Origin of the sequence: Caproiciproducens puteiluti, assembly GCF_052442865.1 — a bacterium.
In the GTDB taxonomy this organism is placed as follows: domain Bacteria; phylum Bacillota; class Clostridia; order Oscillospirales; family Acutalibacteraceae; genus Caproiciproducens.
On the sequence record NZ_CP194790.1, the window covers coordinates 1,185,018 to 1,210,819 of the forward strand.

Consider the following 25,802-nt stretch of genomic DNA (forward strand, 5'->3'; position numbering starts at 1 on the left):
ATGGGATATTATTCTTTTCCGGCCTGGATAAAATCCACACCCGCGCCGTAAGGGTGGAAGACCACCCCGGTCACGCCCTTTGAGGAGGCGTAGTAGTGCTTTTCGTAGTACAGGGGATAGAACACGCCCTGTTCATTCAAATACTTTTCGGCATTTGCGAAAATCGCGGCGGAATCCGCTCCTCCGCTTTTCTCCGCGCTGTCCAGCATGGCGTCGAAAGAGGAGTCCTTCCATTTGGCGGGATTGTTCTTTTCGCTGCTTTTAAACAGGGACAGAACGGAAAGCGGGCCGTCGCTGGCCGGCTGGACAGGGCACAGTGCAACCTGATAGTCTCCCGATTGAATACGGGAAGCGAGCTGGTCTTCGGAAAGCGGCTCCATATTGAAGTAATTGTGGAACTGAACGTTCCAGGAAGCAATCATTTCGTTGAGCATCAGCTTGACGTTGGCGTCGTCGGGACAAATGACGGTCACGCTTTTCAGCTCTGAAAGGGAAAGCTCGCTCAGCCCCGCGGCCAGAAGAGACGCGGCGTTTTTGTCCTGCTTTAAAAAGTAGGAGCCGCCGCCGGCAAGGCTGCGGTAAGGCTTGCCCAGCAGGGCGGTGGACGGGGGAATGATATCGTTTGCGGCGGACATGTTTTTCGGCAGGTGCTGCAGCACCTTTGCCCGGTCAAAAGCCTGGATGAAAGCCCGCCGGATATTTTTGCTTTTCATCAGTTCGGACTGCGTGTTAAAGCAGAGGCCCCAGGTTGTGTCCTCAAAGGAAGTGATGGTGCAGCCCTGCGCCTGCGCGGCGGCGGCCTGACTGCCGGAAATGGCGATCGCGTCCACTGTGCCGCTCTTCAGCGCGTCGACCGGGTCGGTAATGGCGTTATCCTTGTTTTGTACGGTGAGTTTCAGATTGGACGGCAGCGGCTTTTGCTTTCCGGCATAGGTGTCGGAACGGACAAGGTTAAGGTACTGGCCGTGGGACCATCCGTACTTGCCGTCTATTTCAAAGGGGCCGTTTCCGATCAGATATTTTATTTCCAGGCCGTAACGTCCCGAAGTGCTTTCAAAAAATTTCTGGTTACAGGGCATAAAGACAGGCGCCGCGGTGATGGAGGGAAAGTCCGGATAGGAATAGTTGAGGCGCACCACCAGCGTATGGGCATCCGGGGCGGTCACCCCGAGCTGGTCGGCGGGAACCGTTCCGGCGTTTACTTCTCTGGCGTTTTGAATGCAGAACATGCGGGAACAGGTCGGCGATCCGGTCTGCGGAGAAAGCGCGCGCCGGAACGCATAGACAAAATCGTTCGCGGTGACGGGTGTCTTTTCCTTGTCCGACCATTTGGCGCTGCTGCGCAGGGTGAAGGTAAATACCGTATCGTTCTCGCTGCTGACCCATTTTTCCGCAACGCCCGGGTAAGGGCGATTGTCCGCGCCAAGGCGCACCAATCCCTCAAACAGTGCTTCGACCGCCACTGTGGCGGCACTGTCCGATGCGATCTGAGGGTCCAGCGTTTTCGGTTCGGAGTCGAGATAATAGTTGATTTTTTTATTTGCGTTTTTCGGTTCGTTTTTTCCGCATCCGGAAAAAGAAAATAATATTGTCAGGCAGAGCAAAGCTGCCGTCATTCTTTTCAGCAATCGTTCAGTCACCCCTTGGTTTACGGGATTCCATTATTTTATCATCTTTTCCGTGCTATTGCAACGAGGTTAACATAATTGTTATCTTTTTCTGCACGGAGGGGATTCCTACGGTCGAATAAGCACAAAAAAGCTCCTTCCCATAAGGGAAAGAGCTTTTGTCATTTTAAAATTATTCGATGATGCTGACGCCGTCCATTTCCGGCGGCTGGGGAAGATCTAGAATTTTGAGCATGGTCGGGGAAATGTCCGCCAGCCTTCCGCCGGAGCGAAGCTTGCACGGATAGCCGACCACACAGAACGGGACAGGATTTGTCGTATGCGCGGTGAAGGGCGAACCGTCTTCTTCGTACATTTTGTCGGCGTTGCCATGGTCGGCCGTAATCAGAGCGACGCCGCCCATTTCGGAAATGGCGTGGACTACTCTGCCTACGCAGGTATCGACCGCTTCCACGGCGGCTTTGGCGGCACTGAAAATGCCGGTGTGCCCCACCATGTCGCAGTTGGCAAAATTCAGAATAATGACATCGTATTTTCCGCTTTTGATGCGTTCCACCAAAGCGTCCGTGACCTCATACGCGCTCATTTCGGGCTGCAGGTCGTAGGTCGCAACCTTGGGGGAGTGGATCAGGACACGGTCTTCACCCGGGTACTGCTTTTCCACGCCGCCGTTGAAAAAGAAGGTGACGTGGGCGTATTTTTCCGTTTCGGCGATCCGCAGCTGGGTCATGCCCTTGTCGGAAATATATTCTCCGAAGGTGTTTTTCAGCGACTGGGGCTTAAAGGCGACCAGAACGTTGGGCATGGTAGCGTCATACTGCGTCATGCAGACGTAGGTGAGGGGGAAGAACCCGTTTTTGCGCTCAAAGCCCTGAAAGTCCGGATCAACGAAGGTGCGCGTGATTTCGCGGGCACGGTCGGGCCGGAAATTGAAGAAAATAACGGAATCGTTCGCTTTGACAGCGGCGTCCTTTGCGCAGACGGTGGGAACGACGAATTCGTCGGTTACTTTTTTCTGATAGGAATCCTCAACAGCCTGAACCGGGTCGTCACACTGGACTCCCTCGCCGTAAACCATGGCGGCGTATGCTTTTTCCACGCGCTCCCAGCGGTTGTCACGGTCCATCGCGTAGTAGCGGCCCATCACGGTGGCGATTTCACCCACGCCGATTTCCTTCAGCTTTTCAGCACATTCGGCGACATAGCCCTTTCCGGAATCCGGGGGAACGTCGCGGCCGTCCAGCAGGGCATGAACGTAGACCTTTTTGCAGCCGCGTTTTTTGGCCAGCTCGACCAGCGCGTAAAGGTGCCGGTTGTGGCTGTGCACGCCGCCCGCGGAAAGCAGGCCGATCAGGTGCAGGGCGCCGCCGTTTTTCGCTGCGTTGTCCGCTGCGGCAAGAAAGGCGGGATTTTCAAAAAAATCGCCGTCCTGAATGGATTTTGTAATCCTTGTCAGCTCCTGATAAACAATGCGGCCCGCTCCGATGTTGGTATGGCCGACTTCGGAGTTTCCCATCTGGCCGTCCGGAAGACCGACGTCAAGGCCGGAGGCACCGATCTGCGTAATTGGGTTATTTGCAAAGAGACGGTCTATGTTGGGGGTGTGCGCCGCCTTGATCGCGTTGCCGCTCTCTCCGGCAATTCCAAAACCGTCGAGTATCATCAGTATTAAAGGTTTTTTCATGTTTTTGACCAACCTGCCTTTCGGAGTATTTTTACCTGCTTGCAGCCTTTACGATCTCCGCAAAGTCGGCCGGCTTTAAGGAAGCGCCGCCGATCAGGCCGCCGTCCACATCGGGCTGGTCGAGCAGCTCCGCAGCGTTTTTGGCGTTCATGGAACCGCCGTACTGAATGGTGATCGCGTCGGCGCTCGCTGTGCCGTACAGCTTCGCGACGGTTGCGCGGATGACGGCGCAGACTTCGTTGGCCTGCGCTGCGGTCGCCGTTTTGCCGGTGCCGATGGCCCAGATCGGCTCATACGCGATAATGATCTTTTTCAGCTCGTCCTTGCTGACGCCGCCGAGAGCGATCTTGGTCTGCATGGCGACCAGCTCGTCGGTGATGCCCTGTTCGCGCTGCTCCAGATATTCGCCCACGCACAGGATGACGGAAAGGCCGCTGTCCAGCGCCGCGCGGACACGCTTGCTTACGGTGACGTCTGTTTCACCGAAATAGGTCCTGCGCTCGCTGTGGCCGATAATGACGTACTGCACTCCCGTGGAAACCAGCATGTCCGCGGAAATTTCCCCGGTGAAGGCGCCGCTCTTTTCCCAATGGCAGTTCTGCGCGCCGATGCCGATGTTGGAGCCCTTCGCGGCCTCCAGCGCGGCGGAAAGATCGATATAGGGCACGCACGCGATCACGCCGCAGTCCGCGTCTTTTACCAGGGGCTTGATCGCATTGATCAGTTCGGTTGCCTCGGCAGGAGTCTTATTCATTTTCCAGTTGCCGGCGATGACTGCTTTTCTCAGCTTTTTGTTCATAAAGCATATCTCCTTTAAAATTCTTTCCTATTTTGTTATAAATGCGGCAGACAGGCTGCCGCATTTTCACGTACAAGCAAACGCTTGTTTTTTATTTATTTGTCGTTCAGGCAGGCGATGCCGGGCAGCTCAAGGCCTTCCAGGAACTCAAGGGAAGCGCCGCCGCCAGTGGAAATATGGGTCATCTTATCGGCAAAGCCGAGCTTTTCAACCGCAGCAGCGGAATCGCCGCCGCCGATGATGGAAATCGCACCGCTGTTTGCGACCGCCTTCGCAACCGCGACCGTGCCGGCGGCGAAGTTGTCCCATTCAGAAACGCCCATCGGTCCGTTCCACACGACTGTGCCGGAGCCCTGAATGGCCTCGGAGAACAGAGCGGAGGTTTTCGGCCCGATGTCAAGGCCCATCCAGCCTTCCGGAATCTGGTCGGAATCGACGATCTTATGCTCGGCGTCGGGTTTGTATTCCGTGGCGACCACGTTGTCGATCGGAATCAGGAATTTAACGCCCTTTTCTTTTGCCTTCGCCATCATGTCCTTCGCCAGTTCGACCTTGTCGTTCTCGCAGATGGAAGTGCCGATGGCGTAGCCCAGCGCGTTCATAAAGGTGTAGGCCATGCCTCCGCCGATGATGAGGGTGTCGACCTTTTCAAGCAGGTTTGTGATTACGCCGATTTTGTCGGAAACCTTCGCGCCGCCCAGAATGGCGACGAACGGACGCTTCGGGTTGCTGAGCGCGCCGCCCATGATGGTGATTTCCTTCTGGATCAGGTAGCCGCAGACCGCGGGAAGGTACGCCGCTACGCCCGCTGTGGAAGCGTGGGCCCTGTGCGCGGTGCCGAACGCGTCGTTGACGTAGATTTCCGCCAGAGAGGCAAGCTGCTTTGAAAATTCAGGATCGTTCTTTTCTTCTTCTTTATGGAAGCGGACGTTTTCGATCAGTTCCACTTCTCCGTCTTTCAAGGAGGCGGCTATGCTTTTTGCGCTGTCGCCGATGACGTCGGAAGCCATCTTTACTTCCTGCCCAAGGGCCTTGGAAAGATATTTGGCAACAGGTGCGAGGGAGTATTTCATGTTGAATTCGCCCTTCGGGCGGCCCAGGTGGGAGCAGAGGATTACCTTTGCCTTGTGACCGATTAAATACCGAATGGTCTTCAGCGCCTCATCAATACGCTTCGGATCGGTGATATTGCCTTCCGCATCGAACGGGACATTGAAGTCGCAGCGGACCAGCACCCGTTTTCCGGCAACATCAATGTCCTCCACGGTTTTCTTGTCGAGATAATTCATGCATAGCACTCCTTTATATTATGATAACAGAAAATACGATTTACCTCCGCTATTATACAATAATCCGTCGATAAATTCAAGCATATTGCGGGCCGAATCGGCCTTTTCCGGAAACTTTGTTAAAAAAGTATCACCATTTATATTCCCTTAATTGCCCTTTGCACAAAAGTTCCGGATACCCCCATTGCCGCAGCACCTCGTAAACGCCCACCGCCACGGAATTGGACAGGTTCAGACTGCGCGCGTCGGCATTGTCGATCATCGGGATGCGGACGCAGCGGCCGGGGTTTTCATACAGCAGCTTTTCGGGCAGCCCTGCCGTTTCTTTGCCGAAAAAGAGGTAACTGTTGTCGGGGTACCGGATGTCCGAATGGATTTGCCGGGCCTTTGTTGAAAAGAAGTAGAAATTACCCGAATTTTTACTGAAAAAATCGGAAAGGCTATTGTAACAGGTAATATCCAGCAGGTGCCAGTAATCCAGCCCGGCGCGTTTCAGCTTTCTGTCGTCAAGCTGAAAGCCCATCGGCCCGACAAGATGCAGTCTTGCTCCGGTTGCGGCGCAGGTGCGGGCAACGTTGCCGGTGTTTTGCGGGATTTCCGGTTCGACCATAACAATGTTCAGTGTTGGCATGGGAGACTCCTTTATTCAAAAAATTTGGCATTAATTTTCAAATATAAACGGAAAGAAAGAGGGGATGATATTGAAAGGCCCAGGTTCTATATTTTCAGTCGGGAGGTTTTACGTTATGTACAAAGAGACGATGGGATTTGTAAGGGGAGTCGGCACCGGTATGGTAGCCGGCATCGCAGTTGCCTCTATGGGCAGCAAAATGATGAAAAACAACCGTAAGCTCAGACGCAACGCCAATAAAGCCATGCACGCGGTAAACGGCATGTTTGACGACGTACAGGGCATGTTTAAACAGTAAACGGCGGTATTTTTACAAAACAGCAAATTTCCAAAGACATCGGCGGGGAATACCCCGCCGACAGTTGTTTGACCGGCTTTATCCGCCGGAGATGACGCTGTACATACTGAACATGGGAATAACGATGGAAATCACCACGGTGCCGACAATGACGGCGATAATGATCGTCATCGCCGGTTCCAGAGCGCTGGTCAGCCGTTTGGTGGCTTCGTCCGTCTCCTCTTCGTACATGGACGCCATCTTGTCCAGCGTTTCAAACAGCATCCCGGATTCCTCGCCTACCTTGATCATGGAGACGAGAAGCGCGTCGAAAATCGGGAATTTCGCCATGGAGGCGTTGATGGCGGAGCCGAATTTTACCTCGGAAATGATCTGTGTCAGCTGCTCCTTCATAAAGCGGTTCGGAATCACGTCGCGCGAAATTTCAAGCGACTTTACGATATCCACCCCGGATTCCACCAGGGAAGACATGATGCGGCACAGCCGGGCGATATACGACTGGCGCAGCAGCGGCCCGACCGCCGGAATCCGCAGGATCAGCCTGTCCACCGCGGTGGAAAACGGAGCGGATTTCTTTTTCAATATCATAAAGGAAAATACGAGGACAAAGACCACCAGCAGGATCAGATACCATCGAGCCATGATAAACGAGGAAAAGGACATGACGAATCTCGTAATGGCCGGCAGATCGGTATTGAATTCCTGAAAGATATTCGCGAAATTCGGAAGCACGAACACGTTCATCACAATCATCAGCAGCAGGGTGAGACACAGAAGGAAAATCGGGTATCCGGTCGCGCCCTTCAGCTTGGCGGTCAGTACGATTTCCTTGTCCAGAATTTTTGCGCAGCGTTCAAACGCGGTGTCCAGCCGCCCGTCCGTTTCGCCGGACTGGATGATGTTGGTGATGATTTTCGGGAAGGCCCTGAATTTCGACATGGCCTCGGAAATCGGGATGCCGGTGTACAGGTCCCGGTTCATTTCCTCCAGAATCCGCTTGACCTTTTTGTCCTTTTCCCCGCTGATCAGCACCTCCATGGCCATGGAAAGGGATACGCCGGCCTTCATCATAATCCCCATCTGGTTCATGATGGTGAGAAGCTTTTTCTTTTTGATTTTCGCCTTATGAATGTCGGAACCGGTGATTTCCATCTCCCAGATAGAGGCGGGCTCCGCCTCCGTCTTGCCCTCGCCGCCCGTCAGAGAAAGCGCGGTCAGGCCTTCGCTCTGCAGCCGGGCAATCGCGTCGGCCTTGCTGTCGGCGTTGAGAAAGCCGCGGGATTTTTTATTTCTATGGTCAACCGCCGTATATTGATACCGCAATAAAATCCCCTCTTATGTCATGAATTTCGCGTGGCGGCATCAAAGCCGAATTCCCCGGCGGTGCCGCTCGTGATGATTCCCCGCCGCAGCAGGTCGTCGACGCTGCGTTCCAGCGTAATCATTCCCTGGCTGATCCCGGTCTGGATGGACTGGGAGATGTTGGCCGTTCTGCCCTCGCGGATCAGGTTGCTGATCGCGGTGTTGATAAACATCATTTCAAAGGCGCCGACGCGGCCTTTGCCGTCGGCGGTGGGCAGCAGGCGCTGGGAAATGACGCTTTTCAGCACCAGGGAAAGCTGCGTGCGGATTTGCTGCTGCTGCTGGGGAGGAAACACGTCGATCAGACGGTCGATGGTCTTGGCGGCCCCGATCGTGTGCAGCGTAGAGAGCACCAGATGTCCGGTTTCCGCCGCGGTCACGGCAATCGAGATCGATTCCAGGTCGCGCATCTCACCGACCAGAATGATATCCGGGTCCTCGCGCAGAGCGGCCTTCAGCGCCCGCGCGTACGAGACGCTGTCCGCCCCGATTTCCCTCTGGTTGATAATGCTGTTTTTCGGAGTATGCATATATTCGATCGGGTCCTCGATCGTAATGATATGGCAGTGCCGGTTTTTGTTGAATTCGTTGATGATGGCCGCCAGCGTGGTCGATTTTCCGCTTCCGGTCGGGCCGGTCACCAGCACCAGGCCGTCCTGCAGCTCCAGAATCCGACTGATGGAGGCCGGAAGGCGCAGCTCGGAAATCTCTGGTGTCGCGGCGTTGATAATGCGCATGACCAGCGTTTCGCCGCGGATCTGATGAAACGCGTTGATACGGAACCGCCCGCACCCGCCGATTTCCACGGAAGCGTCCATATCGCCGGTTTTCAGGAATTCTTCGTATTTTTCGTGGGAAAGGCACTGGCGGATCATGCCGTCCACCTCTTCGGGCGTCAGCGCGGGAACGTCGAGAAAATGCATTCTGCCGTTGATGCGGTAAGCGGGACGGTTATTGGCGGACAGGTGAATGTCCGAGGCGTGTCTTGCAACGCCGTCCGAAACGATTTGTAAAAAATCCATACTGGCAAGCCTCACATTTGCAGGGAGTAAACTTCCAGCATTTCCCGTACGGAGGTTTTTCCCTCTATTACAATTCTCCTGATATTTTCGTCGAGCGTGATCATGCCCTCATGAACGGCGGTTTCCCGGATCTGGTCCGTGCTTTTTCCGTTGTTGATGCAGGCTTTGATTCCGGTGGAAACCGGCATGATCTCATGAATGGCGGTTCTGCCCCGGTAACCCTTGCCGCTGCAGAAGCTGCAGCCCTTTGCCCGGTACAGCTTCTGCCGGGTATCTTTGGGCAGCCCCAAAAGCTCCAGCTCGTTTTCCTCCGCAGGATATTCCTCTTTGCAGTGGGGGCAGAGGGTGCGCACCAGCCGCTGTGCGATGACGCCCAGTACGGAGGACGACACCATGTAAGGCTCCACGCCCATGTCGATCAGGCGGATAATGGAACTCGGGGCGTCGTAGGTGTGCAGCGTGGAGAGAACCAGATGCCCGGTGATGGCGACACTGCTGGCGATTTCCGCGGTCTCCGTGTCGCGGATTTCGCCGATCATGACGACGTCGGGGTCCTGGCGCAGAATCGAGCGCAGCACGGCGGAAAAGGTCAGGCCCGCCTTTGCGTTGATATCCACCTGCGTGATGTTCGGGATAATCATTTCAACAGGGTTTTCGACGGTGACAATGTTGATGTCCTCGCGCATGATTTCTTTCAGCGCGGTGTAAAGGGTGGTGGATTTCCCGCTTCCGGTGGGGCCGGTCAGCAGGAGGATGCCGTGATTGTTTTTCAGCAGGGAGTTGAATTTTTCAAGATTCTCCGGCAGAAAGCCGATCTCCTCCTTCACAAGGGAGAAGCTGAGCGCGGTCGTGATACGGATGACCACTTTTTCGCCGAATACACAGGGCAGGACGGAAATTCTCATGTCAATATCCTTGCCGCCGATCCGGTAATTGATACGGCCGTCCTGCGGGATGCGTTTTTCGGCAATGTTCATGCCGCCGATAAACTTGATGCGGGAAACCACCGAAGGAATCAGCTCGGCGCTGGTTTCCATATAAAGGCTGAGCCGCCCGTCCACCCGGAAGCGGATGCGCATGGATTTCTCCTCCGGCTCGATGTGGATATCGCTCGCCTTGAGCAGGACGGCCTGCTCGATCATATTGTTGACAAAGCGGATGATCGGCTGGTCCGTTCCGGTCTGGCCCTCAAGCTGGTCCAGCGGGATGTCCGGCTGGGCGGTGGAAAGCTCCCGCGCGGCGGCAAACGCTTTCTGGGTGGTGTACAGCTCGCGGATTTTCGTTTCCAGCTTCTCGCGCTCCGCGATGACGGGATTCACCTTTAATTTGGTATAGATCCCGATATCGTTGATCCCGTTGTAATCCAGCGGGTCGGCGACCGCCACGGTCAGAATGCTGCCCGAACGGCTGATGGGAACGATCAGATTGGAGCGCGCCAGCTCCTCCGGCACCAGCGACGAAAGAGAAGGGTCCACACTGACGGAGGAAAGGTCCAGGTAGGGAATGGAGAGCTGCTGTTCCAGCGAACGGATGATCTGCATTTCCGTCAGAAAGCGGTTGTCGATCAGAATCCTTCCCAGACGCACATTGGTGCCCTTCTGCCGCTCCAAAGCCTGCTGGAGCTGTTCCTCGGTGAGCACCCCGGAATTGATCAAAATCTGTCCAAGCTTCAAATTCGTAATTTTCATGATAGGCTCCTTTACATATTCAGCAAAGACATGTACCAGACGGCGAAGGACTCGATCTGGCGGTGAAACGCCATAAACAAAAGCAGGCTGAGGCACAGATACGGCCCGAGCGGAAGATAGAGGTTCCGTATCGGCCGCCTGCGCAGCAGCAGAGAAAGAATGTAGAAAAACGCAAGGAAAACGGTCATCAAAAATACGAGGAAGAAAGAAGGGAACCCCGTCAGTATTCCCGCTGCGGCGAAAAGCTTGACGTCGCCGAAGCCCATCGCCTCTTTTCTGTAGGCGATTCTCCCCACGACGGCAAACAGAAGCATCAGGATCAGCCCGGCGGCCGCTCCATAAAGGGGGGAAAGCCAGCCCGTGTGGAACAGGCGGGTCCCGCTCAGAAGATCGTAGCCGGACACGGCGGTAAAGATCACAAACAGCACCAGCGTAAACTGATCGGGAATAATGAAATATTTACTGTCCGCCGCCGCAATCATCGGCAGGACGACCGCCGCGGCGCAGAAGGCGAGAAAGAAAAAAAGATCGCCTTTATATTGTAAATAAATCAGGATGAACGACAGGGAAAGGGCGATCGTCATCCAGATGCCGTGCGGCTTGAAAAAGAGCCTTTTGCGGGAAAGGTCCTCTCCCGGCTGCTCGTCGTAGTCGCAGAACCATCTCGCGGGCAGCGCGTTGAACAGCCCTACGCTGAGGTTTGCCAGCACGGCCGCGGCAGGGATGCAGAACAGACACACAACGGCGTCGTAAACGAGCCCGGCTTCCGCTGAATTCAGTGAGATCATTGCTTGGCGCCCCCGGAAAAATAATACAGGGTCATGGTGAGCACCGCGTCCACTTTTCCGGTACTGTCCGGCCCCGCGTATTTGACGCGATTGACGAGGTAGACCCCTTTGGATTCGTTTTCAAAATAACCGACCAGTGCGGGCAGCTGCGTCTGGGTACACAGGACGTTCAATTCAACGGACGCCGTGTAAAGCTGTTGTCCGCTTGCGGCTGTTTTGCCCTTTTCGGCCTGTTCCGGGCCGACATCGATGGTTTTCAGCGTGACTCCGGAGGAGCCCACCATTTTCCCGATATCCTCGGCGACATTTTTTCCCGTTACCGCCGTATCGGCTTTCTCTTCATTCAGCTGCGTTTTCAGGCCGTCTATTTTCTGCTGCAGATCGCTGAACCGGGCCGACTGCAGCTCATAGGTCTGCAGCTGTTCCAGATTGCCGAGGTGCTCTCCGTTCAGATCGGAAACCTTCTGGTTCAGGGGGAGAAAGATATAGTTTACATAAAGCAGAAGCACCAGGGAAAAACCGAACAGATAAAGCAGGACGCCGGATACTTTTATACTTTTCATTGCTGTCCACCGTCCTTACTGCCCGATGTTACGGGAGTGAAGTCCTTTATGCTGAGGGAAACGCTGCAGGTGCACAGGCCGTCGGAGCCGACTTCGGCCCGGAACGGAACGGCAATTGCAAAATAACCGCCGGACTCCACCTGACGCTTGACGGTCAGATAGTCGCTGTAATTTGCGGTCGTAAAGGTAAGAGAGACGGTGCCGGTCATATTGTCCAGCTCACAGCTGTCCACCGATTTTGCTTTTGAGGTGATCTGGCTGATCAGACGGTCCGTGATTTCTTTCGCGTTGCTTTTGCCGGAGGGAAGCAGCTTCTGGTCGCTTTTCAGTTTGGAAAGCTGCTGCTCCAGTTCGCTCTGTTCCTGTAAAAGGGCTTTTACCGGCCGATATTTCAGGTCGCTCAGGGAGAGCTTGTCCTGTGCCTGCTGTTTCAGCGCGGACAGGTAAATAATCGGTTCCAGCGCCATGATCCCGACGGCGAGCAGCGTGATGACGGCAAGCACGGCCACGTTTGCCGCGCGCGTGCCCGATATGGATTTCACCAGAAGCAGGAAATCGATATCTTCGGCCTTTTTGGCGGCCAGAATCCCCGCGGCGGTAAAGAAGGCGGCGGGCTGAAACCCGGCCCTTTTTGCAGCTGCGTTGACGGCGGGCAGGGGAACGGAAAGGGAAGCGATATTTTCAATCGGAATATCCAGTTCCAATCTTGCGCAGAATTCGTCAAATTTGGGCACAATGGAAAGGCCCCCGCACAGAATCAGCCGGTTCAGTTCCAGACGCTCGCTGGAAAGAACCATGCGGATATTGCGGATGGCCTCGCTGACGCTGGCGTCCAGCAGATCGGAAATATGCCGCGCCGCGGCTTCGTCGTTTTCCACGGTGAATCCGTAGGTGGTCACGCTTCTGACCGCGTCGGCAAAGGACACCGAGCGGTTTCGCATGATGATTTCGACAATGTCGTCGAAAACCGTTTCAAAGGTTCTCTGAAAAACGGGCATCCCGTTTTGAAAAAGGACAAGGCGTGTTTTTGCGTAGTCAAAATCAAGCAGGGCGATCGTTTGATCCCGTTCGGCCGGAATCGATTTGCCCGCGTGTAATAATCCGCTGATGGGCGGAACGATCTTCATGACGTGAAGGCCGTATTTGGAAAAGGCTTTCCGAATGTCCCCGAGCAGCCTGGTTTTTACCGCGAAAAGGGAGCTTGTCAGCTTGCCGGTGAGCGGGTTCACACGGTTGTACTCGTAGTTCTGGATCATATAGCTGTCCACGCCGTCCTGAAGCACCGTTTCGGCTTCCAGCCCGGCCAGGGAAAGCAGGTCCTTCTTTTTGCACGGAAGGTGCTGGTACTCTTTGCTGACGATAGAATCGTCTTCCAGACAGAAAACAATTTTGTTGGTTCCCATGTTTGCGGAGTTCGCGCACTCCCGCACATATTTCGCGAAAGCGGAAAGATCGTCGCCTGTTTTGCCGTCGCGCATACTTTCGGGCAGCTCAAAACACTGCGGCAGCCCAAAAACCGGTTTTCTCGTATATTTTACCCACGTCAGGTAAAGCGCCCTGCGGGTCGTTTGCAGCAGAATCACGTTCAAAGCGGCTGACACCACACTTTACTATTTCAATTTCCGATACGTTTCTATTATACAATATCCTATTATTTGCGGCAATCGGTTTTTCATGTGTACAGAACAAGCCCCGGTTTCCCGGGGCTTGTAAGAAAAGTATGTTTATAGCGATTGGTTAATGAGGAATAACATCACTTAAAGCAGTATTGTCGTCAAAATCTTTCAATGTAGCTCCGGTAGGGATAGATGGATCACCGGCGATGAACACTCTGCCAGTAGTTGCAACATACTTGTATGCCGCTCCGGATTTACCAGCTTTTGTAACATCGATGTTAGTCACACCGTATTTGGTAAGAATTGCGTTAATTTTAGTGGAGCTACTAATATCAGTTCGTGTTCCCGATGCCAACTCCGCATCGGCCGTTTTTAAAGTCAACTCGACAGTCTGTGCATTTGCGATGTCCACATTTTTATTTGCGGTTGAAATCACATTGTTGACAGTAGGGATGGCGATGGCCGCCAAAATAGCGAGAATGGCGATGACAATGACGAGCTCCACAAGGGTAAAGCCTTTTTTATTTGTTTTTCTCAGGGTTTTTACCATGTTCGTTCTACCTCTTTTTTGTTTAATTTTCAGTGAAAAAGGAAAAATAAGAACCGCTTCTATCTTTTATATCCTGATTATAAAGCCGAATGTTTTTTCTGTCAATAAACTCTGTTCAATTACAAAAAAATGTTTTTTTCCGCAGCCATTTTTTTCATAAAATATCAAAATTCGCCATTCGCTGAAAAATCTTGCGCTCTTCCCCCAATCAGGCTATAATCAAGATGATTCTGAAAGTGAGGTGCGGACGGATGAAAACAGGTTCCAAACGGGGCGCTGCCCTGGCATATGTCATCGTGGTTTCGGCGGCGCTGATGATTTTGGCGTCCGCTTTGGTTTTCAGCGCCAAATTCAATCTGGATTCCGCCACGAACAGCCTGGAAGGCCGTCAGGCCTACCTCGACGCAAAGTCCGCCATAGAGTACGGCCGCGCGTATGTACTGCAGAATCCCGACGCCGGCAGCTTCACCATCCTGAAAACCTCCGAAAATTCAGGCTTCACCATCGGTTCCGGGGAAAACGCGGTAGCCGAGTACGACAGCACCCGTAAGCTGATTAAGGCCAGCGCAAAGTACCGTTCCTCCGACCACGTCAGGAAGTTGGGCTACCAGTTTACGACGGAGGAGAATGGGGGGAGTATAGGCACTGACTTACCGTATTCCTTTATGGTGTCGGGAATTCGGTACGGTTCCCAAAATGGGACTATACAATTATTTAATGACAACGGTGAATATGCTAACCTTGGACCAACTGCATTTCCCATTGTTGCCACCAAAGCAGTGATTTTTCCAGGAGATCAGACAATGGATGCACCGGAGATTAATTTTATAGGAACCAAAAAAGAGATGGATACCAATAACTGCCTCTTTTCTAATAACTGGGGTAAGGCAACAACATTAAAAGCAGATTTTATTGGTTTTGACGGAGATATTGTTGGAAAAGCGCGTGTGCAATCAGACTGGCCTAAAACAAGTCTGCCGGAAGCTCCAAAACTTTATATAAAATCCAAAACAAATTCATCCAGTGTCATTGTGCGTTTTTCCAGAAAGCTTATGATTGAATTTGTTGATCCGAGCAACAAACTCTTGACCGACTACACCAGGGCGGTTCCTGTAGAATTTGAGGCCGGATATTACCGCTTCCCGAATGGTACGGATCTGTTTGATTTGGAAAATATAAAACGCAAGGCTACAAAATTAACAGAGGATGAAGTCAAGGAAGTATTACGGCAGTATCAGACTGCACGGTATACAAATGCCGACATCTCTACGGTACTATCAAGTGAGGTAATCAGTTCGGTGCGGTGGACGAGCGATGGAAAAATGGAAAATACCAATCCGACGCCAATTACAACGGAAAACGCTACCGTATTTATGTGCGCGAGTGAATGGATTATTCAAAATCAGAGTCCGCGGTATCAAGCGCCAAATGTTGTTTTTCAATGGAATAGCAGAAACAATATGACGGAATCACAAAACGTGCCTATGGTCATTACGTTTCAGGTGCAGCAAATATCGATAAATCTGGAGAACAGCTATGGACACCCGTCCTTTGAGCAAAGAAATACGAATTCGCATATTTATATCCAGAAAACGGCGGACGAATCACCGATTATTATTTTTGTTACCGATACCACTATTAAAACATCAAAGGGTACGACTACAATCGATGCCGGGGTGTACCGAATCGGTGACGATAATCGGGTAGGAGGAACTGTGAATCCTTTTAAGATCGATTTGTTCGATAAAAATTTAGAACTCGAGAAAATTGCCGATGTAGGAGAATCCGGCGGCTCTGGCGGAGGAGGAACGGAAATTACCGGAGGTGTTTATACCGATGGGGAATAGGATGTTTTTGAATTTCAGGAGCAGAAAAGGGACGACCATGGTGGAGGTCCTCGCCGCGGTCGTGATCCTGGCGCTGGTTGTTACGGCGGTGCTTTCGACGATCGGCTTTTCCCAGCGGACGATCCTTTCCAAAAGCACGGAAAGCGGCGCGGCGGCCCAGGCGCAGGAAATCGCGGATGCGCTCATTACGAAGCTGCACGGCGCGGACGCGGATTCGCTGAAAACCGCCGAGGTTCTCGGGGCGAAATATGTGGAAAACGCGGATTTCCCGGACCCATCATCTCCAAACGATAAGCAGTTCACCTTTGTTTCCGTGGAAAAGGACGCGGACGGCATTGAGGGCTATCGAATCAAAGCCGCCGTCTATTTTACGGACGGCAGCGGCAGAAAATGCGTGCAGATGACCGCGTTTTCAGCAAAGGACGGTGGCGCGTCATGAGGAAGCTGCGCGGCAGAAAGGGCATGACGCTGGTGGAGCTGATTATCGCGGTGGCTTTTACGGCGATCGTAATCGCGGCCGCGTGCGCCGTGCTGTTCCTCGGCGGCGACTTTTTTAAGAGCGGTACGGTAAGCGCCTCCAACCAGCAGAGGGCGGCCCTCGCGGAAACCTATATTCAGCGGTACGCGTCCACCGCTTTTGAGATTTCTTCGTCAAAGGGTTCGGACGCGGGCGTTGTGTTTACGCTTTCCGACAATGTGCTGCGCGTCACGAAGCAGGCGGCTGACGGCGCGTCTTCGGGGGAGCTTGCCTCCATTGACGGAATCGGACGCGTGGAATTTCAGGTGGAAGGGACTCTTCTTTCCTATACGATTGTATCGCAGGACGGGACCTATCGGCTGGCGGGCGGAACGGTCCTGAATAATTGTACCGGCGGTGACGCGGCTGACCTGACCGGAAACAGGGAAGAATGCCTTTTTATGGATCTCACCGCTCCGACGTCCTCGGACTGATTCCGGAACTTTCGCAATTTCGGTAAATTATCAAAGAATTTCTATTTCCCTCCCAGGGTGAATATGCTATAATATGGTAAATAATACCAAAAAATGATGATTTAAAAGGAAATTCATAGTATCATCGTAGGTTGGGAGCAGAAATATGAACGCGAAAAGCATGAAAAAGGCATTGCTGTTTAATGATTTTCTAACATCTCTTTCAGGGGAACCGCTTGAAATAAAGTATAAGCATCTGGCACGCATTTTTCACGTTTCGGAATCCACCGTTTCCAAGCTGAGGCATGCAAAGCTGAACAAGATGCCGTCCGCAATGCACCCCGATGTCATCGGCGCCGGTTTTGCTCAGGGAGTGGTACAGTCGTTCGCACCCTCCGGCAGCACCGTCAGGCGCTTTTCGGCGTATGCGCGGATGATCTGCGACAGCTATCTGATTTCCGAAAAGCTGGAAAACGCGGCGTTAACCCTGGCCGCAGCGGTATCTGTAGACGACGATGCCGCGAAAAAGCTGTGCCTGGCTGAGGTCCCTCAGTTTATCCGCTGCTGTTATGAAGAGGCCTACGCCAATTCGGAAATGGATTTTTCCGGCAGCATGGTCTCCCGGTGCTCGGCGCAGACCGACATCCTTTATCAGAAAATATGCGATGTCATTAACCGCGACACCTTCGATGACGCGAAGCTCAGGCAGCTTTTAAATGTGGTGTACGCGGCGAATATCCGCCGCCAGATCAATACCGTTGCCGACAGAAGGTCCGTGGTGGACCTTGTTGACAGGTTTGTGCAGAATCAGGCGGGCGAACCGTTTTACAATTATGTTCACCGTTCGGAAGTGATTTCCATCTCTGAGGATGCCGCGCAAATGGTACGCACGATCAAAGGACGCCAGCAGATCGTGCTTCAGACGCTCAGGCCGCAGGAGATTGTCCTGCGCCAGTCGCTCAATCATTATGTGGATATGCCCGATGAAGAAATCATCAGAAGTACCTTCCGGAAGTTTACCTGTACCATTAACCACATTCCGATTGTGAAATATCTCAATATGCGTGAAAACGCGCATTATACGAGCGCGGAACAGTTTTTGACCGTCAGGCAGGTGCACGATCATATCGGCGGGACCACCAGTACCGAAATGGATTTTCGGTTCCGTCTCTATCCGGGCGTGGCGGGGGAAACCGTGAACATTTCTTATGAATACTGCTTTATTACGCCGTTTATTGAAAATATTTCCTGCAATTACAGCTTTTCTCTGTTTTATCCCTGCAAATTTTTGGAGCATGAATTTGCCCTTGACGAGAAGACAAAGAAAAAATGGGGGATTCAGGTAAAGCTCTTTACCCCTATGACAACCAGCGCCTGCACTTCTGAGTGCTCGGACGAACTCATTGTTCAGAGCGGGGGAACCAGCGACCTGAAAAGGATTACTTTTTATGACTGGGCCATGCCCGGGACCGGCTATTTCCGCAATCTCTACGAGCTGAAATATGCCGGCGGCAGGGAGTGAAAAACAACCATGGCCAATTGCCCGGTACCTATTGCATGCGCCGTGCATTATCATATATAATAGAAACAACTGCATGAGAGGGAGGCTTTCGGATGTTTTATACGGTCTGTTACAGACGGTATGACGGCAGTGCCCAAAACAGTGCGGTTCTTACGGAAGTACGGCGCGGCTATCTGACGACCCGCAAAAGCAAATCGGGCAAAACCGGCGGCTGTTTGGCCGGAATGGAGTTCACCGTCCGCTATAAAATCAGCTCCGGAAAGTTTTCGTGGAGGATGACAAGCGGAAAGACGGTTCTCCAGAAGGCATATCGTCAGAAATACGGCTATTACATATTGACGCGCAGCGGCGCGGGGGAAACCGTCAGCAAAGCCCGGTTCGACAGAGGCCACACCTGGCTGCAGACTGCCTATTACTCGGGAAATACGTCCAGCCCGGAGGCGGTTTTAAAGCCGAAGGAGGGAAATGACGGCCTCGTTTTGCTTCGCCTGATTCCGGAGACGGGAAGATACGCGCGCGTAGAGCTTTTTCCAAGCGAAAGCTGCGGCGTAACCGCCCGGCAAAGCCTGGTGAATGCCATAGCCGGAGAACCGGAGATTTACGCGGAAACCGACAGGGGAGGCTTTTTCTACTGCCCGTTAAAGGAAACGGAGCGCCGCATGGCGGTGATGAAGGACCTGAGCGCGGGAAAAGAAAGCGCGACCCCCCAATGGCCCGATCCCGATCAGGATAAGAAAGAAGAAGCGGTTCCTTTTGTCTATATTGAAAACGACCAACCTGCTGCTCCTCAACCCGGGCGGTTATCGGAAAAACCGCTTGCTGCGGCTGAGTCGGTCCCGGCTGAGTCGGTTCCGGTCGAACCGGATTATGCCGCGGACCATGAACTCTACAGCACGGAGGAGCTGCCCGCGCTGCCCGCGCCGCCAGAGCCGCCTGTGCCGCCGACCCGCTATACGGTCGCCGGAAAAGGGCTGAACGGGGGACCGCAGGTCAGCGATGATCTTCCCCTGCGCGTGGAGCGCGGTACGAAACGCATCGTCATCAGCGCGGAAGAAAGCTATACCTATTTCGGCAAGGTGATCGACGGGCTTCGGCAGGGGCGGGGGCGTACCCAGATGCACGACGGCTATACCGCCTATGAGGGGAATTACCTGAATGATAAGCGCGACGGCTTCGGCGCGTATTATTATAAGTCCGGCAAAATCTGTTATGTGGGCGGCTGGAAAGCCAATAAGCGCGACGGGGTAGGGGTATCCTACAGCTCCAGGGACGGTTCTATTTTCGTAGGCCGGTGGAAAGACAACACCCCCACCGGCAGCGGAGCGGCTTTCGACGCACAGGGACGGCTGATCTACACCGGGGAATGGAAAGACGGCCTGCGCCACGGGCACGGTACGGAATACAATCAGGATGGGGAAATCGTCTTTACGGGTGAATTCCGTGAAGACCGGTATTATTCGGGATATAAGCATATTTAGGATTGATTGCTTGGACTGAGGGTGTGGAAATGCGGAGTGTGGAATTGCATCAAATGAACCGCGGCGAATGCATAGTGCTGCGCGGGGCGGACAAAAACATTCTGATGGCGGACTGTGGGGAAACGGCTTTTGGCGGTGTTTCCGGCCTTATGAAGCGGTACGCGGGCATGACGTCCCGCAGCTTCCTGCTGACCCACTATCATAACGACGGGCTGCGGGCGCTGGACCGGATTCTCCGGGTCAATCCGAACTATTTTCACAGGATTTATCTGCCGGTCTCTCCCTGCGATAAAAAGGGGAAACCTCTGATGCTGGAATTTGCGCTGTTTGCGCATGTGTTCCAAAAACAGGAGGAAGAAATTTTTGACCTGAGCACCGCCGTGCTGAGGCTTTTTCCGGTTCTCGCGGCGAAAACAGGGGCGGACCGTATTTTCCCTTTACAGGCGGACCGGAGTTTTCGCTTCGACAAAGTGGACTATGACGTGCTGTGGCCTGCTGTACAGGCATTCCCGTTTACAGACCTTTTTTCATCGGCGGTTGAAAGTATGAACGTCTGTCTGTCCTCGCCGTTTCTGCCCGCGGCGGCGCAGGAATTTCTGCGCCTGAAGGAGCAGTTTTGCGCCGCGTACGCGGCCTGCTGCCGCACTTCGCCGGTGGAACAGGCAAACATCGACCGCATGGCGGAACTGTACGACAGGATAGAAAAGCTCGCTGAGCAGCTGCGGGAGCTGCCCGCCGCGCAGGATATCGCGGAAATTCTCGGGCGCCCGACCACACGGACCGCATACGGGTTTGAATGCCGCGCGTCGGGCGTGATCTTCCATAACCGGCGCAGCAGCGAGGCCAGCACCGACGACATTCTGATGACCGGCGCGGCGGAGCCCGAGAGCATGGACGCGGTGTCCGGCCGTCTTTACGACGGTTATTATATCTTAAAAGCGCCCCAGCATGGTGTTTCCCGCGCGTGGAGCCATATTTTCGGGGAAATCAGCGCTTCGCATATTTTAATGACCCATGGGAATCCTATGGAAAATGAATCCATTGCAAGTGAATATATCGATCTGCCCGCCATCCGTCACTGTACGGACTGTACCGGCTGCCCGTGGATGCAGGGCAGCGGGTGCTCCTGTAACCGGTTGAGCTGCTGCTACGAGCTGTCTCCCCCCGGACTGACGATCAAATGCCCCTGCTGCCGGGACCCGCAAGCTGTCGCGCCCTGCGGAATTCTGGTGATTTCTCCCACCCGCGCGCCTTCGTGTCTATGCGACGGAAAACCGGCAAATATTAACTGATTGTGAACAATCCGGAAAATTCCGGTGCATCATTTTCCTGTTGTTCCAATGTTTTCCATCGTTTTGGGGAAAGATGGCTTGAATACTGGAAAATCTTAAGGGAATGTGCAAATTTTATTGAAAAATATGTCCATTATCTACTTGACATTGATTACCAAATATCTTATAATCCAATTAAACATATGAGCGGTAGTTGCGGCTGCGGCTATGTCAAACGCATCATTGGCAGAGTGTACCGCAAAATTGCTGCGAGTCAGGGGAGAAAATCTTAACACCCATGGCGAACATGTATGTTAAATTCTCATAGCACACGCAAATACGCAAAACGAACTATTTTAAGGAGGACAAAAAGGATGAAAAAAATCACAGGAAAAGTTGTTTCTCTTGTGCTTGCTTTAGCACTTGTAGTTACCAGCTTTTCGGCAAACTTCGCTTTCGCGGCTAACAAGTCGACAAGCGGAACAGTCCACAAGACACAGCAGGATGATATTTATCTTGCAAATGGTGGAGATAGCAAGGAAGTTGACCTGAATGCTTTTTTGGCAACGGGCGATTTTAAACTTGAGACCAAAAACCATGAAGAAGTCAGCGATCCTAAAGTTACCGCTATTTCGCATGTTTCGGGAGACAGGCTCGTTTCGCTGAAACTTAGCGGCGACGATGATGACACTGCTACACTCAAATTAAAGAGCAGCAGTGACAACGGAACAGAAGTGATTAAAGTTCTGTTTTCTGGTGACTACACCAATGATGATGGTGATGAGTACACTGTAAAAGGCAGTCAGGAACTTACTGTTCATGTTTATGACAAGGGCGAACTTGTATTTGGTAAAACTAAGGTAAAAGATTCTGGTGAAGGCATTGATGAACTGGATGCATTCCCGATGACAGCTGGTGCCACAGTAAATGTAGGTATCTTTACTGTAGAACCAGGTGAAAACGATGCGTTTGCTAACTTTGTACCTGCGACAAATTTGTACCAGTCTGATGCGAAAACCGGTTATGCAAAGGACGGATACCAGATTGATGTTTCCAGCGGCAGCAATGATTTTCACTTGTTAGGTATCACAGGTATTATAACATCTGACGGTGCTTCTTCCGATCCTGTAAATGGTGTTGTTGCAACAATCGGAAAAATGAAAGACGGTACAGTTACAGGGGATGCCGGTACGGGCAATGTCACGATAACCGCTAAGAAAATCAAAGATGGCAAGGTGTCCAGCAATTCCGATGATAAGTACACGTTGAAGGCAAAGATCGAGAAAAAAGTAGATGTTGATACGTTGCTGTCATATGATTCTAACGACAACTATAAAGATTCAGGCTTTACTATTAAGAAGACAAGTGGTAAAACTGTTCTTGATGGGGTTAAACAATTTGATGGCAAAGAGGCAGTCCTTACCGACAAGGAAGTTGTGTTCGGTACGCTTACTGGCAAAGTTTCCGTCGATGAAGACACCAATGTAAGAAAAATTTCTGGTACTGTTACTCAGCTTGATATAGGCGATGGTAATGTTGGTTCTGTTGACCTTGACAATGGTGAAGTTAATCTTACCGATGGCAAGGTTGGCGATATTTCTACTGATGGTGCTTCGGGTGAAGTTACAATTACAAGCGGCAAGGCGGGAAACATTGATACAAGCGATGCAGATGACAACGCTGATAAAGTTACAATTAACGGAGGTTCCGTCGGAACAATTAAGACAGATGGTACCGTCGAGATTCAGTCAACTGACGATGATGAGCCGATTACAACTGGCAAAATCACTGCGCTGAAAGTTTCCGCTTATGCTGATGAGGCAAAGGTATCAATTGGCGGTATTACAGCGAATGATGATGACAGTGACTTTACCCTTTATGGTACTGATGGCTCTGGCATCTCAGTTGGTACAATTGATTTTGATTACTATGATACTACTTTGAATCTGGGCAATGAAGACGATGAAGATGATGCTTTTGTAGGTACAATTGCCGCTCCTATCAATGCAGTAAATGGTAAGATTGCTACCCAGAATGATGACACAGATGTTACAGTAACTGGAACGGTAAATGTAGATACTCTGTCCTTTGATACTGATGCAGCTATCACTTTCAAGGATGCTGTTACAGTTGGTACAATTGACGGCGATGGTACGTTTACTGTAGGCGCTGGCAAACTCTATATTTCCGAGAGCGCTTCCGGTGCTCGGATGAAGATTTCCGATCCTCTCACCAATGGTCTGGTTGCCTTTAAAGCTGATGCGGGCAACGTAGATGTTGATGATCTTGACACTTATGGCTTTACGGTTGATAAAACAACGGCGAGCGGTGTAGATACTTTTAAGGTTGCTTCTACTTCTTTTGCTGGTGTTGCTATTAACAAGACTTTTTCCAGCATCGCAAAGGACTACTCCGAGACATTTACCGCAGTCGCTTATCCGAACGGAACATCACTCCCCGCTGGTTACACAGTGAAATGGGAACTTGATGGCGGCAGCGAAGATGTCTTTACACTTACAACTAGCGGCAACACAGCAAAGGTTGAAGTCACAAGCATTGATTCCACTTTTGCTTCTGAGAATCACACAACTTTGACTGCTACTCTGTACGATGAAGATGGTTATGAGTTGGATGATTATGATGCAGCAAAATGTGACATTACTGCAACTGCTGTTCCGGAAGCTACTTCCGACACAACGAAGGACTTCTCTGTTGCAAAGGGTTCCACCTATCAGTTCAAGATTACTTCCACAACTGCTCCGACCTTCACAACCGGTACTGCTGGTGTCTTCTCTGTAGCTCTTGCTTCCAAAAACGGCAATGACTACTTCTACAAGATTACTGCAATCGGCAATGTTGGCGCTGCAACTGGTATCTACCTCAACGGCACGAAGCTTCTTGTTGCTACTGTAAAAGCTCCTGCTTTCACAACTGACACAACGAAGGACGTTACCGTTAAGGGTGCCTACACGCTGAAAGTTACTGCTGCTGCAACACCGACCTTTGCTCTCGGTACCGCAGGCGTTTTCAAAGCAGAGTTCGTTTCCAAGACTGGTAACGATTATCTCTACAAGATCACTTCTGTCGGCGCAGTCGGCGCGAAGACTGGCGTCTATGTAAATGGCGTTAAGACTTTCGTTGCTACTGTTGGCTAAGTAACCTATTGCACAGACTCTTTTAATCAAATTATTACTATCTCAACAAAATAAGTATAGTTGTATTTGCGTAGCGGCGGTTTGGGCGAAAGCCCAGGCCGCCGCTTTGTGCTGTTTTTTAAAAACTGAATATCAATTGGGGGTTAACGACATAATTATATGATACTTTGTAAGGATTGTTTCTTACTGTCACTTGAAAAAACAGCCGGGATAACGTAAAATAGAAGTATTATAAAAACGCAGGGGAACGGTAAAATGATATTCAGCAGTTTATTTTTTATTTTTGTTTTCTTACCGATGGTTTTGATTGTTTATTTTGTTGTACCACGCAAGTTCAAAAACTTGTGTCTGTTTCTTTTCAGCCTGGTTTTTTACGCGTGGGGGGAACCCGTCTACGTCTTCCTGATGCTCTTTACCACGATCTTTGATTATATTGCCGGGTATTTTATCAGCAAATACCGTGATGAAAAGGGAAAGGCCCGCGTTTTTTTAATTATCAGTATTTGTGTCAATCTGGGATTGCTTGGCTTTTTTAAATATTCCGGGTTATTGGTGGAAACCTTTAACTCGATTTCCGGTTTTTCCGTCCCGCTGCCTGCGGTGGCCTTACCGATCGGTATTTCCTTTTATACGTTTGAATCGCTTTCCTACTCCATTGATATTTACCGAGGGGAAGCGCCGGCACAGCGCAACATCATTGATTTCGGTGCGTATATTTCTTTTTTTCCGCATCTGGTCGCCGGCCCGATCGTACGCTATGAAGATTTGGCGGAGCAGCTGCAGAACCGGCAGGAAACGTTGGAGAAATTCACCTCCGGCGGCAGACGGTTTTTGGTTGGCCTCTTTAAAAAGGTGTTGCTGGCAAACAACCTCGCAATCCTTGCCGACAAAGTGCAGTATCTGGGGAACCCCAGTACGCTGACCGCGTGGCTCGGCGCGCTGGCTTTCACTTTCCAGATTTATCTTGATTTTTCCGGTTATTCGGATATGGCGATTGGCCTTGCCGGTATGTTTGGCTTTCAGATTCCCGAAAACTTCCGGTATCCGTATATTTCCCGCAGTGTTTCAGAATTTTGGCGCCGCTGGCATATTACACTGGGAACCTGGTTCCGCCAATATGTTTACATCCCCCTCGGCGGCAACCGCTGCTCTACGATTAAGAATGTCCGCAACCTTGCGATCGTCTGGGTGCTCACCGGAATCTGGCATGGCGCCAGTTGGAACTTTGCCATGTGGGGCGCTTATTACGCGGTTCTGATCATCTGTGAGAAGCTGTTTCTCCAAAAATGGCTTGACAGGATTCCGGCGTTCTTTCAGTGGTTATACAGCTTTTTAGCCGCGGTGATCGGATGGGTATTCTTCTCCTATCTGGACATTGGAAAAGCATTTGGGGTGCTTGGAGCGATGTTTGGGTTCGCACCCGGCGCGGACAAGCTTGGCGTCTATTCTTTGGTGACCTGTGCGCCTCTGCTGATCATTGCGGCGCTCTGCAGTTCAACATTGATCGCTAATTGGACGGAAAGGCTTCGCAAGAGCGGAACACCGGGGAAAATCGTCTGGAGCCTTGGGTTTATCTGTCTTTTTGTGATGTCAATGACCTTTTTGATCGATAATTCTTACAGTCCGTTCCTCTATTTCCGCTTTTAATGAGGATTCCATTTTCTATTCCGTCAGCCGGACA

The 25,802-nt window shown here is 51.8% G+C and carries 21 protein-coding genes; 9 read left to right on the forward strand and 12 right to left on the reverse strand.

The genetic code is table 11. The annotated features are described in order from the left end of the window. Nucleotides 1-8: 8 nt before the first annotated feature. The 5 genes from ACRQU7_RS05600 to ACRQU7_RS05620 form a co-directional block, all read right to left on the reverse strand. On the reverse strand, nt 9-1,628 hold the full coding sequence (locus ACRQU7_RS05600; protein WP_444644387.1) for a peptide ABC transporter substrate-binding protein: 1,620 nt from the start codon (nt 1,626-1,628) through the stop codon (nt 9-11). Nucleotides 1,629-1,800: 172 nt separating this feature from the next. Next, complete coding sequence (gpmI, locus tag ACRQU7_RS05605; protein ID WP_444644389.1) at nt 1,801-3,312, reverse strand: 2,3-bisphosphoglycerate-independent phosphoglycerate mutase; 1,512 nt, start codon at nt 3,310-3,312, stop codon at nt 1,801-1,803. A 31-nt stretch (nt 3,313-3,343) separates the two neighbouring features. Then, entirely contained in the window at nt 3,344-4,111 is a 768-nt protein-coding gene (tpiA, locus tag ACRQU7_RS05610) for a triose-phosphate isomerase (RefSeq protein ID WP_444644391.1), read from the reverse strand. Nucleotides 4,112-4,206: 95 nt separating this feature from the next. Next, nucleotides 4,207-5,400, reverse strand: a complete 1,194-nt coding sequence (locus ACRQU7_RS05615) for a phosphoglycerate kinase (protein ID WP_038323086.1) — start codon at nt 5,398-5,400, stop codon at nt 4,207-4,209. Between the two features lie 130 nt (nt 5,401-5,530). Further along, nucleotides 5,531-6,031, reverse strand: coding sequence for a tRNA (cytidine(34)-2'-O)-methyltransferase (locus ACRQU7_RS05620; RefSeq protein WP_444644393.1), 501 nt, complete (start codon nt 6,029-6,031; stop codon nt 5,531-5,533). 115 nt (nt 6,032-6,146) lie between these two features. Between ACRQU7_RS05620 and ACRQU7_RS05625 the strand changes: the two genes are divergently transcribed. Further along, complete coding sequence (locus ACRQU7_RS05625; protein ID WP_038323089.1) at nt 6,147-6,329, forward strand: hypothetical protein; 183 nt, start codon at nt 6,147-6,149, stop codon at nt 6,327-6,329. 78 nt (nt 6,330-6,407) lie between these two features. Here ACRQU7_RS05625 and ACRQU7_RS05630 read toward each other — a convergent pair whose 3' ends face one another. From ACRQU7_RS05630 to ACRQU7_RS05660, 7 genes are all read right to left on the reverse strand, one after another. Then, nucleotides 6,408-7,652: a type II secretion system F family protein gene (locus ACRQU7_RS05630; protein ID WP_444644395.1), complete on the reverse strand. Its 1,245-nt coding sequence runs from the start codon at nt 7,650-7,652 to the stop codon at nt 6,408-6,410. Nucleotides 7,653-7,669: 17 nt separating this feature from the next. Beyond that, entirely contained in the window at nt 7,670-8,713 is a 1,044-nt protein-coding gene (locus tag ACRQU7_RS05635; RefSeq protein ID WP_444644397.1) for a type IV pilus twitching motility protein PilT, read from the reverse strand. 11 nt (nt 8,714-8,724) lie between these two features. Beyond that, on the reverse strand, nt 8,725-10,401 hold the full coding sequence (locus ACRQU7_RS05640; protein WP_444644399.1) for a GspE/PulE family protein: 1,677 nt from the start codon (nt 10,399-10,401) through the stop codon (nt 8,725-8,727). A gap of 11 nt (nt 10,402-10,412) precedes the next feature. Continuing rightward, nucleotides 10,413-11,189, reverse strand: coding sequence for a prepilin peptidase (locus tag ACRQU7_RS05645; protein WP_444644401.1), 777 nt, complete (start codon nt 11,187-11,189; stop codon nt 10,413-10,415). After that, nucleotides 11,186-11,752, reverse strand: a complete 567-nt coding sequence (locus ACRQU7_RS05650) for a hypothetical protein (protein WP_141827560.1) — start codon at nt 11,750-11,752, stop codon at nt 11,186-11,188. The genes ACRQU7_RS05645 and ACRQU7_RS05650 overlap by 4 nt, the downstream gene beginning before the upstream one ends. Beyond that, the gene (locus ACRQU7_RS05655; RefSeq protein ID WP_444644403.1) at nt 11,749-13,341 is read right to left on the reverse strand and encodes a hypothetical protein; all 1,593 of its coding nucleotides are present in this window, start codon (nt 13,339-13,341) and stop codon (nt 11,749-11,751) included. The genes ACRQU7_RS05650 and ACRQU7_RS05655 overlap by 4 nt, the downstream gene beginning before the upstream one ends. A 148-nt stretch (nt 13,342-13,489) precedes the next feature. Further along, nucleotides 13,490-13,918: a prepilin-type N-terminal cleavage/methylation domain-containing protein gene (locus tag ACRQU7_RS05660; protein ID WP_444644405.1), complete on the reverse strand. Its 429-nt coding sequence runs from the start codon at nt 13,916-13,918 to the stop codon at nt 13,490-13,492. A 251-nt stretch (nt 13,919-14,169) separates the two neighbouring features. Between ACRQU7_RS05660 and ACRQU7_RS05665 the strand changes: the two genes are divergently transcribed. The 8 genes from ACRQU7_RS05665 (at nt 14,170) to ACRQU7_RS05700 (ending at nt 25,768) form a co-directional block, all read left to right on the forward strand. Beyond that, nucleotides 14,170-15,765 (forward strand): hypothetical protein, encoded by a 1,596-nt coding sequence (locus ACRQU7_RS05665; RefSeq protein ID WP_444644407.1) that lies wholly within the window; start codon nt 14,170-14,172, stop codon nt 15,763-15,765. Further along, nucleotides 15,755-16,204, forward strand: coding sequence for a type IV pilus modification PilV family protein (locus tag ACRQU7_RS05670; protein ID WP_444644409.1), 450 nt, complete (start codon nt 15,755-15,757; stop codon nt 16,202-16,204). The genes ACRQU7_RS05665 and ACRQU7_RS05670 overlap by 11 nt, the downstream gene beginning before the upstream one ends. Then, complete coding sequence (locus tag ACRQU7_RS05675; protein ID WP_444644411.1) at nt 16,201-16,716, forward strand: hypothetical protein; 516 nt, start codon at nt 16,201-16,203, stop codon at nt 16,714-16,716. The genes ACRQU7_RS05670 and ACRQU7_RS05675 overlap by 4 nt, the downstream gene beginning before the upstream one ends. Before the next feature lie 145 nt (nt 16,717-16,861). Beyond that, on the forward strand, nt 16,862-18,217 hold the full coding sequence (locus ACRQU7_RS05680; protein ID WP_444644413.1) for a hypothetical protein: 1,356 nt from the start codon (nt 16,862-16,864) through the stop codon (nt 18,215-18,217). A gap of 92 nt (nt 18,218-18,309) precedes the next feature. Beyond that, nucleotides 18,310-19,695: an MORN repeat-containing protein gene (locus ACRQU7_RS05685; protein ID WP_444644415.1), complete on the forward strand. Its 1,386-nt coding sequence runs from the start codon at nt 18,310-18,312 to the stop codon at nt 19,693-19,695. 38 nt (nt 19,696-19,733) lie between these two features. Next, nucleotides 19,734-20,987 carry a hypothetical protein gene (locus ACRQU7_RS05690; protein WP_444644417.1) on the forward strand — a complete coding sequence of 418 codons (1,254 nt, stop codon included), beginning with the start codon at nt 19,734-19,736 and terminating at the stop codon, nt 20,985-20,987. A gap of 353 nt (nt 20,988-21,340) precedes the next feature. Beyond that, nucleotides 21,341-24,121: a hypothetical protein gene (locus tag ACRQU7_RS05695; RefSeq protein WP_444644419.1), complete on the forward strand. Its 2,781-nt coding sequence runs from the start codon at nt 21,341-21,343 to the stop codon at nt 24,119-24,121. Between the two features lie 342 nt (nt 24,122-24,463). Continuing rightward, nucleotides 24,464-25,768 (forward strand): MBOAT family O-acyltransferase, encoded by a 1,305-nt coding sequence (locus ACRQU7_RS05700; protein ID WP_444644421.1) that lies wholly within the window; start codon nt 24,464-24,466, stop codon nt 25,766-25,768. Nucleotides 25,769-25,802 lie beyond the last annotated feature (34 nt).

Excerpts from the sequence above, each read along its gene's own strand:
- ACRQU7_RS05665 (WP_444644407.1), top strand. The coding sequence starts at position 14,170 with ATGAAAACAGGTTCCAAACGGGGCGCTGCCCTGGCATATGTCATCGTG.
- ACRQU7_RS05670 (WP_444644409.1), top strand. The coding sequence starts at position 15,755 with ATGGGGAATAGGATGTTTTTGAATTTCAGGAGCAGAAAAGGGACGACC.
- ACRQU7_RS05675 (WP_444644411.1), top strand. The coding sequence starts at position 16,201 with ATGAGGAAGCTGCGCGGCAGAAAGGGCATGACGCTGGTGGAGCTGATT.
- ACRQU7_RS05650 (WP_141827560.1), bottom strand. The coding sequence starts at position 11,752 with ATGAAAAGTATAAAAGTATCCGGCGTCCTGCTTTATCTGTTCGGTTTT.
- ACRQU7_RS05635 (WP_444644397.1), bottom strand. The coding sequence starts at position 8,713 with ATGGATTTTTTACAAATCGTTTCGGACGGCGTTGCAAGACACGCCTCG.
- tpiA (WP_444644391.1), bottom strand. The coding sequence starts at position 4,111 with ATGAACAAAAAGCTGAGAAAAGCAGTCATCGCCGGCAACTGGAAAATG.
- ACRQU7_RS05685 (WP_444644415.1), top strand. The coding sequence starts at position 18,310 with ATGTTTTATACGGTCTGTTACAGACGGTATGACGGCAGTGCCCAAAAC.
- ACRQU7_RS05625 (WP_038323089.1), top strand. The coding sequence starts at position 6,147 with ATGTACAAAGAGACGATGGGATTTGTAAGGGGAGTCGGCACCGGTATG.
- gpmI (WP_444644389.1), bottom strand. The coding sequence starts at position 3,312 with ATGAAAAAACCTTTAATACTGATGATACTCGACGGTTTTGGAATTGCC.
- ACRQU7_RS05620 (WP_444644393.1), bottom strand. The coding sequence starts at position 6,031 with ATGCCAACACTGAACATTGTTATGGTCGAACCGGAAATCCCGCAAAAC.
- ACRQU7_RS05615 (WP_038323086.1), bottom strand. The coding sequence starts at position 5,400 with ATGAATTATCTCGACAAGAAAACCGTGGAGGACATTGATGTTGCCGGA.
- ACRQU7_RS05640 (WP_444644399.1), bottom strand. The coding sequence starts at position 10,401 with ATGAAAATTACGAATTTGAAGCTTGGACAGATTTTGATCAATTCCGGG.
- ACRQU7_RS05660 (WP_444644405.1), bottom strand. The coding sequence starts at position 13,918 with ATGGTAAAAACCCTGAGAAAAACAAATAAAAAAGGCTTTACCCTTGTG.
- ACRQU7_RS05695 (WP_444644419.1), top strand. The coding sequence starts at position 21,341 with ATGAAAAAAATCACAGGAAAAGTTGTTTCTCTTGTGCTTGCTTTAGCA.
- ACRQU7_RS05645 (WP_444644401.1), bottom strand. The coding sequence starts at position 11,189 with ATGATCTCACTGAATTCAGCGGAAGCCGGGCTCGTTTACGACGCCGTT.
- ACRQU7_RS05680 (WP_444644413.1), top strand. The coding sequence starts at position 16,862 with ATGAACGCGAAAAGCATGAAAAAGGCATTGCTGTTTAATGATTTTCTA.